The sequence below is a fragment of the Serinibacter salmoneus genome, assembly GCF_002563925.1.
In the GTDB taxonomy this organism is placed as follows: Bacteria; Actinomycetota; Actinomycetes; order Actinomycetales; family Beutenbergiaceae; genus Serinibacter; species Serinibacter salmoneus.
The window spans coordinates 1,703,195-1,718,176 of record NZ_PDJD01000001.1; the positions used below are offsets into that span (position 1 = coordinate 1,703,195).

The 14,982-nt window shown below is 72.0% G+C and carries 14 protein-coding genes; 5 read left to right on the plus strand and 9 right to left on the minus strand.

From position 1 onward, the window contains the following. Positions 1-73 precede the first annotated feature (73 nt). The 3 genes from ATL40_RS07605 to ATL40_RS07615 are packed head-to-tail and all read left to right on the plus strand — an operon-like array spanning position 74 to position 3,348. Positions 74-607 (plus strand): hypothetical protein, encoded by a 534-nt coding sequence (locus tag ATL40_RS07605; RefSeq protein WP_098469017.1) that lies wholly within the window; start codon positions 74-76, stop codon positions 605-607. Positions 608-610: 3 nt separating this feature from the next. Beyond that, positions 611-2,557: an ATP-binding cassette domain-containing protein gene (locus ATL40_RS07610; RefSeq protein WP_098469018.1), complete on the plus strand. Its 1,947-nt coding sequence runs from the start codon at positions 611-613 to the stop codon at positions 2,555-2,557. Beyond that, a complete protein-coding gene (locus ATL40_RS07615; RefSeq protein ID WP_098469019.1) occupies positions 2,554-3,348 on the plus strand; it encodes an ECF transporter S component in 795 nt (264 codons plus the stop codon). The genes ATL40_RS07610 and ATL40_RS07615 overlap by 4 nt, the downstream gene beginning before the upstream one ends. Before the next feature lie 85 nt (positions 3,349-3,433). Here the strand turns inward: ATL40_RS07615 and metH are convergent, their stop codons facing one another. After that, entirely contained in the window at positions 3,434-6,988 is a 3,555-nt protein-coding gene (gene metH / locus ATL40_RS07620) for a methionine synthase (protein ID WP_098470357.1), read from the minus strand. A gap of 125 nt (positions 6,989-7,113) precedes the next feature. Next, entirely contained in the window at positions 7,114-7,629 is a 516-nt protein-coding gene (locus tag ATL40_RS07625) for an SRPBCC family protein (RefSeq protein ID WP_143556900.1), read from the minus strand. A 163-nt stretch (positions 7,630-7,792) separates the two neighbouring features. On the opposite strand from ATL40_RS07625, the gene ATL40_RS07630 reads away from it, so the two are divergent. After that, a complete protein-coding gene (locus tag ATL40_RS07630; protein WP_098469021.1) occupies positions 7,793-8,854 on the plus strand; it encodes a 2,3-butanediol dehydrogenase in 1,062 nt (353 codons plus the stop codon). A gap of 26 nt (positions 8,855-8,880) precedes the next feature. On the opposite strand, the gene ATL40_RS07635 is transcribed toward ATL40_RS07630, so the two are convergent. Continuing rightward, positions 8,881-9,324 (minus strand): acyl-CoA thioesterase, encoded by a 444-nt coding sequence (locus ATL40_RS07635; RefSeq protein ID WP_245866872.1) that lies wholly within the window; start codon positions 9,322-9,324, stop codon positions 8,881-8,883. A gap of 56 nt (positions 9,325-9,380) precedes the next feature. On the opposite strand from ATL40_RS07635, the gene ATL40_RS07640 reads away from it, so the two are divergent. Next, positions 9,381-9,833, plus strand: a complete 453-nt coding sequence (locus ATL40_RS07640) for a nuclear transport factor 2 family protein (protein WP_098469022.1) — start codon at positions 9,381-9,383, stop codon at positions 9,831-9,833. Here ATL40_RS07640 and ATL40_RS07645 read toward each other — a convergent pair. From ATL40_RS07645 to ATL40_RS07670, 6 genes are all read right to left on the minus strand, one after another. Beyond that, positions 9,764-10,777 (minus strand): DUF808 domain-containing protein, encoded by a 1,014-nt coding sequence (locus tag ATL40_RS07645; RefSeq protein ID WP_098469023.1) that lies wholly within the window; start codon positions 10,775-10,777, stop codon positions 9,764-9,766. The two genes, ATL40_RS07640 and ATL40_RS07645, sit on opposite strands and share 70 nt — an antisense overlap. Before the next feature lie 3 nt (positions 10,778-10,780). Further along, positions 10,781-11,989, minus strand: coding sequence for a cation:proton antiporter (locus ATL40_RS07650; protein WP_098469024.1), 1,209 nt, complete (start codon positions 11,987-11,989; stop codon positions 10,781-10,783). Positions 11,990-12,081: 92 nt separating this feature from the next. Continuing rightward, positions 12,082-12,546 carry a SufE family protein gene (locus ATL40_RS07655; protein WP_098469025.1) on the minus strand — a complete coding sequence of 155 codons (465 nt, stop codon included), beginning with the start codon at positions 12,544-12,546 and terminating at the stop codon, positions 12,082-12,084. Positions 12,547-12,595: 49 nt separating this feature from the next. Next, positions 12,596-13,504 carry a sulfurtransferase gene (locus tag ATL40_RS07660; RefSeq protein ID WP_098469026.1) on the minus strand — a complete coding sequence of 303 codons (909 nt, stop codon included), beginning with the start codon at positions 13,502-13,504 and terminating at the stop codon, positions 12,596-12,598. Between the two features lie 154 nt (positions 13,505-13,658). Next, complete coding sequence (locus tag ATL40_RS07665; RefSeq protein WP_098469027.1) at positions 13,659-13,931, minus strand: carboxypeptidase regulatory-like domain-containing protein; 273 nt, start codon at positions 13,929-13,931, stop codon at positions 13,659-13,661. Between the two features lies 1 nt (position 13,932). Beyond that, positions 13,933-14,946: a trypsin-like serine peptidase gene (locus ATL40_RS07670; protein ID WP_211283083.1), complete on the minus strand. Its 1,014-nt coding sequence runs from the start codon at positions 14,944-14,946 to the stop codon at positions 13,933-13,935. Positions 14,947-14,982: the final 36 nt, after the last annotated feature.

Genomic DNA, 14,982 nt, shown 5'->3' on the forward strand with positions numbered 1-14,982 from the left:
CTGCCGTCCTGTGCGGTGAGACGGCAGCGTTTGGCAGCCTGCGCCGTCGTGCCCGCGTGGCACCCTTGTGCCCATGACCTGGACCCGTTCCCTCGCGCCCGCCCTGCTCGCTCTGCCGCTGCTCACCGCGTGCAGCGGAGCCGACTCCGACGGCGACGCCGACTCGACGGACTCCGCCACCTCCTCCGACATCGCGACAGCGGACCCCGCCGAGTGCAGCGGGGTCGCCCTCGTGGTCGACACCGGCGACATGCCCGACACGGGCGTCGCGGGCACCTGGTGCATCGAGGCGGACGCCGCGATCGCCGCCACCGAGGTGCTCGCGCAGGCGGGCGTCGAGACGGAGGGCACCCAGGAGTTCGGCGACGCCGTGGTCTGCCGGGTCAACGGCGTCCCGGCCGAGGACACCACCCTGCTCGCCGACGACGGCAGCGAGATCGTGGAGACCTGCGAGGGCATGCCCTCGGCTGATGCGTACTGGTCGCTGTGGCTGCAGACGGATGGCGCATGGGAGTACGCCCCGGAGGGTGTGGACACCCTGCAGGTCGAGCCCGGTTCCGCCCTCGGCCTGCTGTTCGTGCTGAACGGGCAGCCCGAGAGCCTCTAGCGAGTGATCCGGTTCCGCCCCGCACCGCTGCTGGCCGCCGCACTGGCGGCCGTGGCCTTCGTGCTGCTGCGGGTGGTCTACCGGGGAATCTTCGCGGGGCTCGACGGCGAGGGGCCGCTCCTGCTGTCCCTCCCGCAGGTGCGGCTGCCCTCACCGGTGGACCACGTGGTGCTGCTGGGCGACGTGACGCTCGACGGCGTGACGGCGGCAGCAACCTCGGCGCTCCCGATCGCCGGGCTGATCCTCGCGTTCGGCGCGGTCGCCGCCGTAGTGGACGTGCCGGCGGTGTGCGCCCGCCTCAGCGGGCGTGGACCCTTCGGCGGGGTGGCCCAGGCCCTCGTGATCGCGTGGGCCACGGCACCCGCGCTCGCGCACAGCGTGCGGGAGGTCTCCCGCGCCCGCCGGCTGCGTGGTGAGGGCGGGCCGGCGGCCCTGCTCGTGCCGGTGCTGGAACGCACCGTGGAACGGGCGGTGACGCTCGGCACCTCCATGCACCTGCGCGGTTTCGGGGGGCGCGCCGTCGCCGCCGCTGACACGGCGGCGCCCGCCCTGTCGCTGCACGCCGACCTGGCCTACGACCACTGGCACCTGCGGGCCGACCTCGACCTGCCGCCGGGTGGGTTCGCCGTGCTGACGGGCCCGACCGGCTCCGGGAAGACCACGCTGCTGCGCGCGGCCGCCGGCCTCGCCCCGAGCGATGGGAGCCTCGCCACCGAGGCCGAGTCCGCCTCCGTGGTGCGGATCGCGGGCGTGCCGGCCGAGACCGCCACCGGCCTGATCGGGTACGTGGCGCAGGAGCCCCGGTTGTCCTTCGCGACCGAGACGGTGGCGGAGGAGATCGGCCTGGCCTCACGCACCCTGGGCGCGGGCGACCTCGATCGCCGCGTGGCAAGGATCGCGCAGGCCCTCGCCATCACCGCCCTGCTCCCCCGCCGCACCGCGAGCCTCTCCGCCGGGCAGGCCCAGCTCGTCGCGATCGCCGCGGCGAGCGCACACGGTCCGGCACTGCTGCTCGCCGATGAGCCGCTGGCGGACCTGGACGCCGCGAGCGCCGAGCGCGTCGCGGCGGCGCTGCGCGCGGTGGCCGCCTCCGGCACCGCGGTCCTCGTGGCCGAGCACCGGCCCGGGCCCCTGGTCCGCCCGGGCGTGCACATGCTGGCCATCGCGGACGGCTCCGTGCACGCGGACGACGGCACTGACGACGGCACGGACGACGGCACGGACGACGGCACGGACGACGGCGCGGACGCTTCGGCTCGGTGCGCCGCCGCGCCGAGCGTGGACCCCGCCGCGACCCCGACCGCGAACTCGGGCGAGCCCGACGCCCCGATCCTCGTGGCGCCCGCGCTCGAGGTGACCCGCGGCACCGTGAGCGTGATCCGCGGCGGCCGAATCGCCGTCGGGCAGGAGATAGTGGCGCTCACCGGCGCGGTCGGGTCAGGCAAGACCAGCCTGCTGCTGGCCCTCGCCCTCGGGGAGGTGCCGGTGAGCATCGAGGGTGAGCCGGCGCCGTCGGGCCGGGATCGCCCCCGCGCGATCGCCCTGGTGCCCGATGCGTGCGAGGACCTGTTCTTCCACCTCACCGTGGCGGCGGAGTGCGCGCGGGCCGACCGGCGGTGGCGGCGAACGCCCGGGGAGACGTTGCAGCGCCTGACGGCCTGGCTGGGCGCCGATGTGGCGCAGCGGCACCCCCGGGACCTCTCGCACGGGCAGCGCCGGGTGCTGGCACTCGCGCTCCAGCTCGCGGCGCGCCCCCGCGTGCTGCTGATCGACGAACCGGGGCGCGGGCTGGATCCGCACACGAGCACGGCGATGCGGCGGGCGCTGCGGGAAATGGCGGAGTCGGGCACCGGGGTGCTCCTGGCCGGCCACGATCCCGTGTTCGTCGCGCTGGCCGACCGGGTGATCGGGATCCGGGACGGGTCGCTGCGCGCGGGGGTGCCGGCGTGAGCGCACCGAGCGCGCCGAGCGCACCGGCCGCGCCGTCGCAGGGCGCCAGCGCCCGCCGATGGCCGGGTGTGCTGGCGCTCGCGACGACGAACCTGATCGCGGCACTCGCGTTCGCGTGGCCGCTACTGGCGCCGGCCGCCCCCTCCCAGGCCCGCGCCGCCGTCCCCTACGCCGCCCTGGCGCTGGTGCCGCTGCTGGTGCTGCTCGCCGTGGTGATGCTGGACGGTTCTCTGCGCTCGGCCCGGACCCTGGCCATGCTCGGCACGCTGACCGCGGTGGGGGCGGCGGTGCGGATCGCGGGCACGGGCGCCGGCGGGGTGGAGCTGGTGTTCATCGTGCTGATCCTCGCCGGGCGGGCCTATGGTGCGCGCTTCGCCTACCTGCTGGGGGTGCTGGTGATCGCGGTGTCCTCGCTGGTCAGCGGGTTCGGGCCGTGGACACCGTTCCAGATGATGGCGTGCGCATGGGTGGGGGCTGGCGCGGGGCTCCTGCCCGCTCGCCTGCGCGGACGCGCGGAGATCGCGGCGCTGGCGGCCTACGGCGCGCTCGCCTCCTTCGGCTTCGGGCTGGCGATGAACCTGTGGTTCTGGCCGTTCGCGATCGGGTCCGGGGCGAGCATCAGCTACGACGGCGATGCGGGCCTGGGCACGAACCTCGCCTCGTTCCTGGCGTACTCCCTGGTCACCTCGACCCTCACCTGGGACCTCGTGCGCGCGGTGACCACCGTGGTCGGGGTGTGTCTCGCCGGACCGGCGGTGCTGGCGGCCCTGCGACGGGCGCGCCTGGGCTGAACCCGCCCACGCTGGTGCCTGCAGAACCACCTCGAGGTGCCTGCAGAACTGCCTCGCGGACGGGACGGGAGTGCCTCGCGGAGGGTCAGACGCTGAAGTACTTGGCCTCCGGGTGGTGGAACACGAACGCGTCCGTGGACTGCTCGGGGTGCAGCTGGAGCTCCTCGCTCAACTGCACGCCCATCCGCTCCGGGCGCAGCAGTTCCACCACCTTGCGGCGGTCGGCCATGTCCGGGCAGGCGGGATAGCCCAGGGAGAACCGCGCCCCGCGGTACTCCAGCTTGAACAGGCCCTCCTTCTGCGCCGGCTCCTCGTCGCCGAAGCCGAGGTCGGCGCGGATGCGCGCGTGCCAGTACTCCGCGAGCGCCTCGGTCAGCTGCATCACGAGGCCGTTGAGTTCGAGGTAGTCGCGATAGGAGTCCTGCGCGAACATCTGCGCCGTCACCTCATCCACGTGGGCCCCGGCCGTGACGAGCTGGATGGGCAGCACGTCCACCCGCCCCTGCGCCTCCACCGCCTCCCGGGAGCGCACGAAGTCCGCCAGGCACAGGTGCCGGTCGCGGCGCTGACGCGGGAAGGTGAAGCGCAGCCGCTCGGCGTCGAGCCCGAGCCCGCCGCCGCTGCCGCCGTCGGGCGCGAGCAGCCCGGGTGTGCCGAGCACGCCGGTGGGGTCGTCGCCGTGGTGGAGCACCACCACCTCGCTCCCCGCGCTGTACACGGGGAAGTACCCGTAGGCCACCGAGGCATCCAGCATCCCCTCGGCGAGGATCCGGTCCAGCCAGTACCGCAGCCGGGGCTTCCCCTCGGTGGCGACCAGCTCCTCGTAGGAGGCGCCGCCCTCCCCGCGCCCGGGCTTGAGGCCCCACTGCCCCATGAAGGTGGCGCGCTCGTCCAGGAAGGCGGAGAACTCCGCCAGTGGCACCCCGCGCACGATCCGGGTGCCCCAGAACGGGGGCGCGGGTACGGCGTTGTCGGTGGCCACGTCGGAGCGCTGCGGCATCGCCTCGGGTTCGGTGACGCTCAGGGTGCTGCGGGCGGTGCGGCGCTTGCGCAGCGCGGGCAGGCCCACGGAGTCCGCATCCGCGCCGCGGGCGATCGCCACGAGCGGCTCCATGAGGGCGAGGCCCTCGAAGGCGTCCCGGGCGTAGCGCACCACGCCGGGGAACTCCCCCTGCAGGTCGTCCTCCACGAAGGGGCGGGTCAGGGCGGCGCCGCCCAGCAGCACGGGCCAGCGCTCGGCCAGGCCGCGGGCGGTGAGCTCGGCGAGGTTCTCCTTCATCACCATGGTCGACTTGACCAGCAGGCCGGACATCCCGATCACGTCCGCCCGGTGCTCCTCGGCGGCGGCGATGATGTCCGCGATGGGCTGCTTGATGCCGAGGTTGACCACGGTGTAGCCGTTGTTGGTCAGGATGATGTCCACGAGGTTCTTGCCGATGTCGTGCACGTCGCCGCGCACGGTCGCCAGCACGATGGTGCCCTTACCGGCCTCGTCGGTGCGCTCCATGTGGGGTTCCAGGAGTGCGACGGCGCTCTTCATCACCTCGGCGCTGGTGAGCACGAACGGCAGCTGCATCTCCCCGGCGCCGAACCGCTCCCCCACCACCTTCATGCCGGCCAGCAGGTGCTCGTTGACGATGTCCAGCGCCGAGAGGCCCCCGGCCATCGCCTCGGTCAGGTCGTCGGCCAGCCCCTTGGACTCGCCGTCGATGATGCGGCGCTGCAGCCGCTCCCCGACCGGCAGGGAGGCGAGCTCGGCGGCGCGGGCATCGCGCAGCGCCTGGGCGTTCACCCCCGCGAACAGGTCCAGCATCCGGGTCAACGGGTCGTCCACCAGGGTGCCATCCTCGTCGTAGCGGCGTCGGTCCCACACCAGGTCCAGCGCCGTCTCGCGCTGCTCGGGGGTGAGGGAGGCCAGCGGCACGATCTTCGCGGCGTCCACGATCGCGGAGTCCAGGCCCGCCTGCACGGCCTCGTGCAGGAACACGGAGTTCAGTACACTGCGGGCGGCCGGGTTGAGGCCGAAGGAGACGTTGGAGACACCGAGCGTGGTGTGCACGCCGGGGAAGGCCTCGGTGACGCGCCGGATCGCCTCGATGGTCTCGATCGCGTCCCGCCGGGTCTCCTCCTGACCGGTGGCGATCGGGAAGGTGAGGCAGTCCACGATGATGTCGGAGACCTCCAGCCCCCAGGTCTGGGTGAGCTCGGTGATCAGCCGGGTGGCGATCGCGACCTTGTGCTCGGCGGTGCGGGCCTGCCCCTCCTCGTCGATGGTGAGGGCGACCACGGCCGCCCCGTGTTCGCGCACCAGCGGCATGATGCGTGCAAACCGGGAGCCCTCGCCGTCGCCGTCCTCGTAGTTGACGGAGTTCACCACGGGCCGACCGCCGATCCGCTCCAGCCCCGCGGCGAGCACCGCCGGCTCGGTGGAGTCCACCACCAGCGGCAGGGTGGAGGCCGAGGCGAACCGGGCGACGACCTCGCTGACGTCCGCCACGCCGTCACGCCCCACGTAGTCCACGCACACGTCCAGCAGGTGGGCACCCACCCGGATCTGGTTGCGCGCGATCTGCACGCACTCCTCCCAGTTGCCCTCCAGCATCGCCTCGCGGAAGGCCTTGGAGCCGTTGGCGTTGGTGCGCTCCCCGATCGCGAGGTAGGAGGCGTCCTGGGCGAAGGGGACGTGTTGGTACAGGCTCGCCACCCCGGGCTCGGGGGTGGGGGTGCGCTCGGGCAGGGGCAGGTCCCGCACCCGCTCCACCACGGCCGCGAGGTGCTCCGGCGTGGTGCCGCAGCATCCGCCCACCAGGGAGATCCCGAACTCCTTGACGAACTGCTCGTGCGCGCTGGCGAGCTCGGCCGGGGTCAGGGGGTACTCGGCGCCGTCCTTGCCGAGCACCGGCAGTCCGGCGTTCGGCATGCACACGATCGGCACCCGGGAGCGCTGGGAGAGCTGCCGCAGGTGCTCGCTCATCTCCGCGGGCCCGGTCGCGCAGTTCAGCCCGATGGCATCCACTCCGAGGGCCTCCAGGGCGGTCAGCGCGGCCGTGATCTCCGAGCCCACGAGCATGGTGCCGGTGGTCTCCACGGTGACCTCCACGAAGATGGGCAGCCGCACCCCCGCCGCCACGATCGCGGCCTTGCAGCCGTTCACCGCGGCCTTCGTCTGCAGCAGGTCCTGGGAGGTCTCCACGAGGAACGCGTCGGCGCCGCCCTCGATCAGTCCGGTGGCGGCCTCGGCGAAGGTGTCCCGCAGTTGGGCGTAGGAGATGTGCCCGAGGCTCGGCAGCTTGGTGCCGGGACCCATCGAGCCGAGCACCCACCGCATCCGGCCGTCCTCGGCGGCCGCCGCCTCCACGCGTTCGCGCGCCAGGGCAGCGCCCGCGCGGGCCAGTTCGGTGATGCGCTCGGCGATGCCGTAGTCGGAGAGGTTGGAGTAGTTCGCGCCGAAGGTGTTCGACTCGATGCAGTCCGACCCGGCCGCGAGGAAGGAATCGTGCACGGCGGCGATGATGTCGGGCCGGGTGAGGGTGAGGATCTCGTTGCAGCCCTCCAGGTCGGCGTAGTCCGCCAGCGTCGGGTCGTGCCGCTGGATCATCGTGCCCATCGCGCCGTCGGCGACCACCACCCGGGTGGCCATCGCCGCCAGCAGCGCCCGCGAGCGCTCCGGGCGCGGGAACGGCGCGATGTCCAGCGGGTGCAGGGGCTGCGGGGGCGCGGATGCGGTGACACTCACGCAGGCGAGTCTAGGGTCGGGGCGCCCGGTCACCTCGTTGGGCGCCCGGGGGTCTCAAGGTAGGTCCGCAGCCCGCGCTCCCCCGCGCTCATCACGTGGGCGTGACTGGCCGCGAGTGCCCAGGGCGCAAGCCGCTCCCCCACGCGCAGGGCCGGACGCACGGTCCGCACCCGCCAATCGATGCGGACCAGGCAGGACGGCGCAGCCGCCCCAGCAACGCCGGTGGGCTCGATGCGGGCACGGGCCACGCCCCGCAGGTCCCCGACGGCGCGCAGCACCACCGCGGCTGGTTCCCCCGGGCGCTGCGGTGGCTGGGCCTCGCTCACCTCCAGCCCGAGCCGCAGCCGGTAGCCGGGTGCCCGGAAGTCCAGCGCGGAGCGGGCACCGATCCAGCCGTGCTCGGTGGTGCGGATCGGGACGACGCGCAGCCCCGGCCACCAGTGGGGCCAGGACGGGGTGTCGGTGAGCACCTCCCAGGCGCGGGTGGTGTCCACCGGCAGCGGCCAGGCGCTGGTGAAATGCCACATCCGTCCAGGAGGGCTCATGCTGTGCGACGGTACCGGCACGGGGCACACGTTGTCGCGGATGGAAGGGCCCAACGTCCCACGCCGCGCAGAAAGTGGTCTCCTACGGTCGAAGGAGATGGGTCCACCATCGGCCGTTCGGGCGAGACACCGCCTGCCTCGCCCCTCGCGTGAAGGAGCGATCATGAAGGCTGCTCGATACTACGACCGCGGCGACATCCGCATCGAGGACATCCCCGAGCCCACACTCGAGCCCGGCACCGTGGGCATCGACATCGCCTACTGCGGCATCTGCGGCTCCGACCTGCACGAGTACCTGGAGGGCCCGATCTTCGTGCCGCCCGCGGGTCACCCGCACCCGATCTCCGGTGAGTCGGCGCCGGTGACCATGGGCCACGAGATGTCCGGTGTGGTCAACGCCGTCGGAGAGGGTGTGACGGATCTCGCGGTGGGTGACCGCGTCGTGGTCGAGCCCTACATTCTCGGCGAGGACGTCGACACCAGCACCGAGAACGATGCCTACCACCTCTCGCCGAACATGACCTTCATCGGCCTGGGCGGCGGAGGCGGCGGCCTGTCGGAGAAGATCGTGGTGAAGCGACGCTGGGTCCACCCGGTGGGCGACATCCCCCTGGACGAGGCGGCACTGATCGAGCCCCTCTCGGTCGGCTACCACGCCTTCAAGCGCTCGGGCGGCAAGGCCGGTGACGTCGCCCTGATCACCGGCGCGGGGCCGATCGGCCTGCTGACCGCCGCCGTCCTGAAGGCCGAGGGCATCACGGTCGCGATCTCCGAACCGAGTCCGCTCCGCCGCAGCAAGGCGCTGGAGACGGGCGTGGCCGACCACGTGTTCGACCCGCGCGAGGTCGACGTCGTGGCGAAGGTCCGCGAGCTCACCGGTCGGGGCGCCGACATCGCCTTCGAGTGCACCTCGGTGCAGCCCGCGCTCGACACCCTCTTCGAGGCGGTCAAGCCCACCGGGGTGATCGTCGTCGTGTCCATCTGGGGCAAGCCGGCCACGCTGGACATGCAGCACCTGGTGCTGAAGGAGGTCGATCTGCGCGGCACGATCGCCTACGTCAACTCTCACCCGGAGACGATCGCTCTGGTGAAGTCCGGCAAGGTGGACCTCAAGCCGTTCATCACCGCCACGATCGGGCTGGACGACCTCGTGGAGAAGGGTTTCGACACCCTCATCAACCGCAACGAGACCGCGGTGAAGATCCTGGTGGATCCCCGCCTGTGAGGTGACGAGGACCGCGCTGCGCGGCGCTACCAGCCGCGCAGCGCGGGGACCTCGCCGAGGTACTGCTCGAACTCGGCACGCTCCGCGTCGTCGAACGGCTGCGAGCGCCCGGTGCCCTGGTTCACCTGCACCATGCGGGAGCGCGCCACCAGGTAGGTGCGGTCGCCGCCGGTGGAGGAGACTTCGTAGCCGAGGTCGACCGAGGAGCTCCCGATCCGGGTGACCCACACCTCCACGGCCACCGGGTCTGCGGTGAAGGGGATCGCGGCCTGGTAGTCGATCTCGTGCTTGACCACCACGAGCACCCGGTCGGTGATGCGACCGGCGGCGTCCACACCCATCGAGGGGAAGGCGGTGAAGCGCGCATCGTCCAGGAAGCGCAGGAACGCGGCATTGTTCACGTGGCCGAACAGGTCGATGTCGGACCATCTCACGGGCATCACGACCCGGGCGCGCTGCGGGGAGTTCACGCGCCCACGGTACCCGGTACTGCGAGTACCGGGTCGTCTTCCCTACCATCGTGGGCATGAGCCGCACACCCGCAGAGCACCTTCACGAACTGCACCGCGCGCTGGAGTCCGGCGACCACGGTGAACAACTGCGCCACCTGTTCACCCCCGATGCCCAGACCCTGGAACGCCCGAACCTGCTCAACCCCCGCGGGGCGACCACGCCGCTGGAGGCGATGCTGGCGGCCTCGGCCGCCGGCGCAGGCCTGCTGGCCTGGCAGCGGTACCGCACCTGGGACGTGATCGAGAGCGGCCCGACGGCGATCGCGCGGGCCACCTGGAACGCCGAGATCGCCGTGGACGCCGGGCCCTTCCGCGCCGGTCAGCGCCTGACGGCGCACCTCGCGCAGTTCGTCACCATCCGGGACGGGGCGATCGCGCAGATCGAGACCTACGACTGCTACGAGCCGTTCGACGGCGAGGGTTCCTCGGGCGGGTCGGCCGACCCAGCAGACCCAGCCGACGCCTGAGGGGTGTGCCCCGGGCCGTGGCGCAGCCGGCCGATACCGGTGACCACGGCCACCACCACGGCGCCCACCACCACGCCGGCGATCGCGGAGCCGATCGTGTTGGTCAGCCATCCGAGGAAGCCCCCGAGGGCGCCCGTGGCGTGCAGCACCCACTCCTCGGTGTGGTGCACCAGCTCGTAGGGGGCGTGCCAGCCGAGTTCATCCGCGCCGACCAGCAGGATGTGCCCGCCGACCCACAGCATCGCGGCGATCCCCACGGTGGCCAGCGCTGCCAGCACGGCGGGCATCGCACGCACCAGGCCCACTCCCAGGCGAGCCACGGCCTGGTTCTCCCGTTGCGCGAGCCGCAGCCCGACGTCGTCCATCTTCACGATCAGCGCCACGACCCCGTACACCAGGGCGGTGATGGCGAACGCGACCACGACAAGCACGACGGCGCGCATCCAGAACGTCTCCGCGGCGACCTCGTTGAGTGAGATCACCATGATCTCCGCGGAGAGCACGAGGTCGGTGCGGATGGCCCCGGAGATCATCACCTTCTCCGCCTCCGGCCCCTGCTCCACGGCGGGGCGGTGGGTGGTCTCGTGGTGGGCGAGCCTCTCCCAGATCTTCTCCGCGCCCTCGTAGGCGAGGTAGGTGCCGCCCAGCATGAGGATCGGGGTGAGCAGCCAGGGCAGGAACTCACTCAGCAGCAGCGCGGCCGGCAGAATGATCAGCAGCTTGTTGCGGATCGATCCGATGGCGATCTTCCTGATGATCGGCAGCTCGCGGTTCGGCTTCGCGCCGTGCACGAATCGCGGCGTGACGGCGGCGTCGTCGACGACCACCCCGACCGCCTTCGCGCTCGCGCGACCCGCGGCGGCCCCGATGTCGTCCACCGAGGCGGCGGCGATCTTCGCGATCGCCGCGACGTCGTCCAGCAGTGCGGCTAGTCCCCCGGCCATGCGCTATCCCCTCTCGGCCGGCACCTCGTCCGGCAGTCCGTTGCGGCGGCCGTAGGCCCCTACGGCCTGCGCCATCAGCGGCATCACGAGAACGCTGAGCGCGCCGGCGGCCACCAACACGCCCGCGATGTCGGAGGGCACGGCCTCGGCGGCGACCGCCACGCTCATCACAGCCACGATCATCGGCAGGCTGGTCGCGGAGTAGGTCGCGACCTGAAGCCTCCCGTTCGGGGTGAGATCGCTGCGCCGGTCCAGCCGCAGCTCGACCCAGACCGGCACGCCGCGCACCACGATCATCACCACGAGGAAGCCGATCAGCAGCGTCGGGTCGGCCGCCACGCTCGCCGGGGAGATGCTCATGCCGGAGATCACGAAGAAGATCGGGATGAGGAACCCGTATCCGATCGCATCGAGCTTCATCTCCAGTCGCTCGTCGCCCTGGGGCAGGAGACGGCGCAGGATGAAGCCGGCGGCGAAGGCCCCCAGGATGATGTCCAGGTCCATCAAGGCGGCGACCGTGATCAGCAGGATCAGCAGCAGGAGGGTGATGCGCACGCCGAGCTGGGAGGTGGTCTCCGACTTGTACCTGATGAGCTCCTTCAGCCGCGTGGACACCCGCTGCAGGCGCAACGGGATCACGGCGGCGACCACGGCCACGGCGGCGAACGCCAGCAGGACCAGGAGCGAGACAAGGGTGTTGCGCGTCCCGATCAGCAGCGCCATGGCCAGCACCGGCCCCAGCTCCCCCACGGCGCCGTGCACAGTGACGGACCTGCCCACGGCGGTGTTCTTCAGCCCGGCCTCGTGCAGGATCGGCAGGAGGGTCCCCAGCGCCGTGGCGGTCATCGCGATCGCGACCGAGAGTCCGGCGGTGCCGGAATCGCCCATCACGCCGAGCACGGACACCAGCCCGATGGCCAGCGCCAGGCTGACCAGCCAGGCCACCCAGGCGCGCTTGCCCCGGCGCCCCGTGAGTTCGGGAACTTCGATCTCGTAGCCGGCGATGAGGAAGAGCATCCCCAGGCCCAGTTCGGAGAGCAGGTCGATCGCCTCGCCGTCCGTGGCGATGCCCATCACGTGGGGGCCGATCACCATGCCGCCGACCAGCAGCAGCACCACCTCGGGCACCATCCGCAGCCGCGAGGTGAGGATCGGGGCCATCACCGCAATGAGGACGACGAGGGAGAGCGAGACGACGACGTCAGCAGGCACGACGGTCCCTTTCGGCACGAAGAACTGACGCCCGGACGAGCGCAAGCGTCAGCGTACTCAGATCACGTCGACATGTGCGCCACGCCGAGGCGTCACCGGGCTCGCGAGTGCTGCTCCACCTGCGCCTTCGCCCGGGCGAGCAGCGCACTCATCCCCCGCAACCGCAGCGCGGAGACCGCCTCCGCCAGACCCAGGGTCATCGGGTAGTCGCCCGGAACGGCGGCCACCTGCTCGGGGGTCAGGTTCGCCAGTCCCTCGGCGAGGATCCCCGCGAAGCCGCGCGAGGTCGGGGCGCTGGGCGGCGCCGAGGCGAAGAACTGCACCCGGGGCGTGCCCTCGTCGTCGGGCGTCACCTCGGTGAAGAACGCGATCGGCGCCTGACACTCCGGAACCGGCTCGAGGAGCTCGGGGTGGTCGGCGTACCGCGCCGGCAGATCGGGCAGGTCGTTGGCGAACTCCAGCAGCAGCTGCAGCCGGTCCGCCACGCTCAGGGCCACGAAGTCCTCCCGGATCCCGGCGAGGGTCTCGGGCAGGTCGGCGGGGGTGGCATCGCTCATGCCCTCCATCCTGCCAGCCTGAACCCACGACCCGGCGAGCAGGGGGGGCTCAGGCGGGAACGGCGGCCATCCCCGGCTCCGGCCCCGCCACGATCGGCACCCGCACCGCGTTGCCCCACTCGGTCCAGGAACCGTCGTAGTTGCGCACCGCGTCGTAGCCGAGCAGGTAGGTCAGCACGAACCAGGTGTGGCTGCTGCGCTCCCCGATGCGGCAGTAGGTGACGACCTCGTCCTCGGGGCGCAGCCCCACGCCGTCGGACCCGTAGATCGCCTCGAGCTCCGCACGCGGGCGGAAGGAGCCGTCCTCGCAGACCGAGCGCGCCCACGGCACGTTCCGGGCGGTGGGGATGTGCCCGCCTCGCAGCGCCCCCTCCTCGGGGTAGTCCGGCATGTGCAGGCGCTCGCCCGTGTACTCCTGCGGGGAGCGGATGTCGATCAGGGGCTTGCCGATGTGGGCGAGCACGTCCTCCTTGAAGGCCCGGATGCCGGAGTCGTCCCGCTCCACCACGGGGTAGTCCACCGGGGTGGGGGTCGGATGATCGGTCGTGAGCGGCCGGTCCTCGGCGATCCACTTGTCCCGGCCGCCGTCCAGCAGGCGCACGTCCTCGTGCCCGAAGAGTCTGAAGACCCACAGCGCGTAGGCGGCCCACCAGTTCGACTTGTCGCCGTAGACCACGATCGTGCTGTCCCGGCTGATGCCCTTGGCTCCCATGAGCCGGGCGAACGCGGCGCCCCCCACGTAGTCGCGCACCACCGGGTCGTTCAGGTCCAGGTGCCAGTCCACTTTCACGGCGCCGGGGATGTGCCCGGTCTCGTACAGCAGCACGTCCTCATCCGACTCCACCACCACCAGGCCGGGATCCTCCAGGTGCTCGGCCAGCCACGCGGTGCTGACCAATCGCTCCGGGTGGGCGTACTCGGCGAACTTCGCCTGGCTGCCATCGACGGCGACGGGCATGATGCTCCTTGCGGGTGGCGGTGCGGGTGGTCGTGCGGGTGGTCGTGCGATCCGCTCCCAGGCTAGGCGACGGCGCGGGGCAACGCCGAGCGGCGGCGCCCGTCCCGGATGACGGACACCGCCACTGGATCACCGAATGGGCCGCGGCCTCGCCTCATGCGTCCTGCGGCAACTCGACCTCCACCTCCACGTCCTCGTCCTCGACCTGGACGGGCACCTCGACCCGAGAATGCCCGTCGGTCACCAGCACGCGGTAGGAGCCGCGGCCCACGGTCTCCAACTCGAAGGCGCCCTCCGGGGACGTCATCGCTGCCACATCGGGAGTCGGCGCCGGGGCCTGTGTTACCATCACGCTGGCCTCCGCCGTCGGCCCTCCGCCCGGGGCATGGACGTGGCCGCGGATCCGTGGTGTTGCGCCGGCACTCATCTCAGACGTTCTTCCAGGACTTCATGATGTCGAAGACACCCTTGGTGATCCGTGCGCCACTGTTGCTGCCGGTGCCGCCGTAGGCGTGGATTGCGAACGCGTGTCGTGCCCCGTTGCGCAGGCGGTAGACGGCGGAGCCGCTCTGGCCACCCATCGTGTCCGTGCGGTAGAACACCCGGAAGGGCGAGACGAACACCACGCTCGAGCCGTGGTACCACTGCGTCCCGGCCGGCTTGTCTCCCGGGTACCCGGACAGGTTCGCCGTGCTCGACATGATCGTCGGCAACGAGAAGTTGCCGAATCCGAGCCACCCGGTGGAGTTGCCGAGCTCGGTGGGCAGGATGATTGCCCCGTAGTCCGAGCGCCGCCGGCCGGAGTTGACCCACCCGGTCACGCTGCGCAGGTTGGAACTGGTCACCGACCCGTAGGGGCGCACGGCACCGTTTTGGCCGGGGATCACCTCCACCGAGCGCACCCAGCCGTGACGGGCCGGGTTGCTGGAGCGGATGAACACGCAGTGCCCGGCCGTCATCACCGTCTTGGGGCCGATGAACCACCCGGTCCCGATCCACCTGGACCCGTCGCGGGCGGTGATCAGCAGGCTGCAGTGCACCCGCCACGGGTAGCTGGCGGTGTTCGTGATCTGTACCCGGTCATCGGAGCCCTGAATGCTCTCCGCTCCCACCGTGTCGGGCTCGCCGTAGCTGGCCCACGCGATGTCCGGCAGGGTGTCCAGGTCCACCAGGGTGCTCTCCATCCCCGTGCTGACCTCGGCTCCCACCTCCGTCACGGGAGGGCTGCCGATTTCCACCTGGTCGGCGGCGCCGTCGTCCGGCTCCATCCCGGAGAAGGACTCCGTCTCGGCGAGCTCGGGGGCCGCCAGCGCGTGGCCCACGTTGCTCAGGGCCTGGTCGTCATCGGGGCCGTCGTCCTCCCCGGACTCGAGTATCACGCCATCGGGGACCTGCTGGTCCTCCAGCGGCGTGGTCTCGAGGTCGTCGTGCGTCGTTGCCATGATCCTCTCCCCGCGGGGACCGGAGCGCCGTCACGA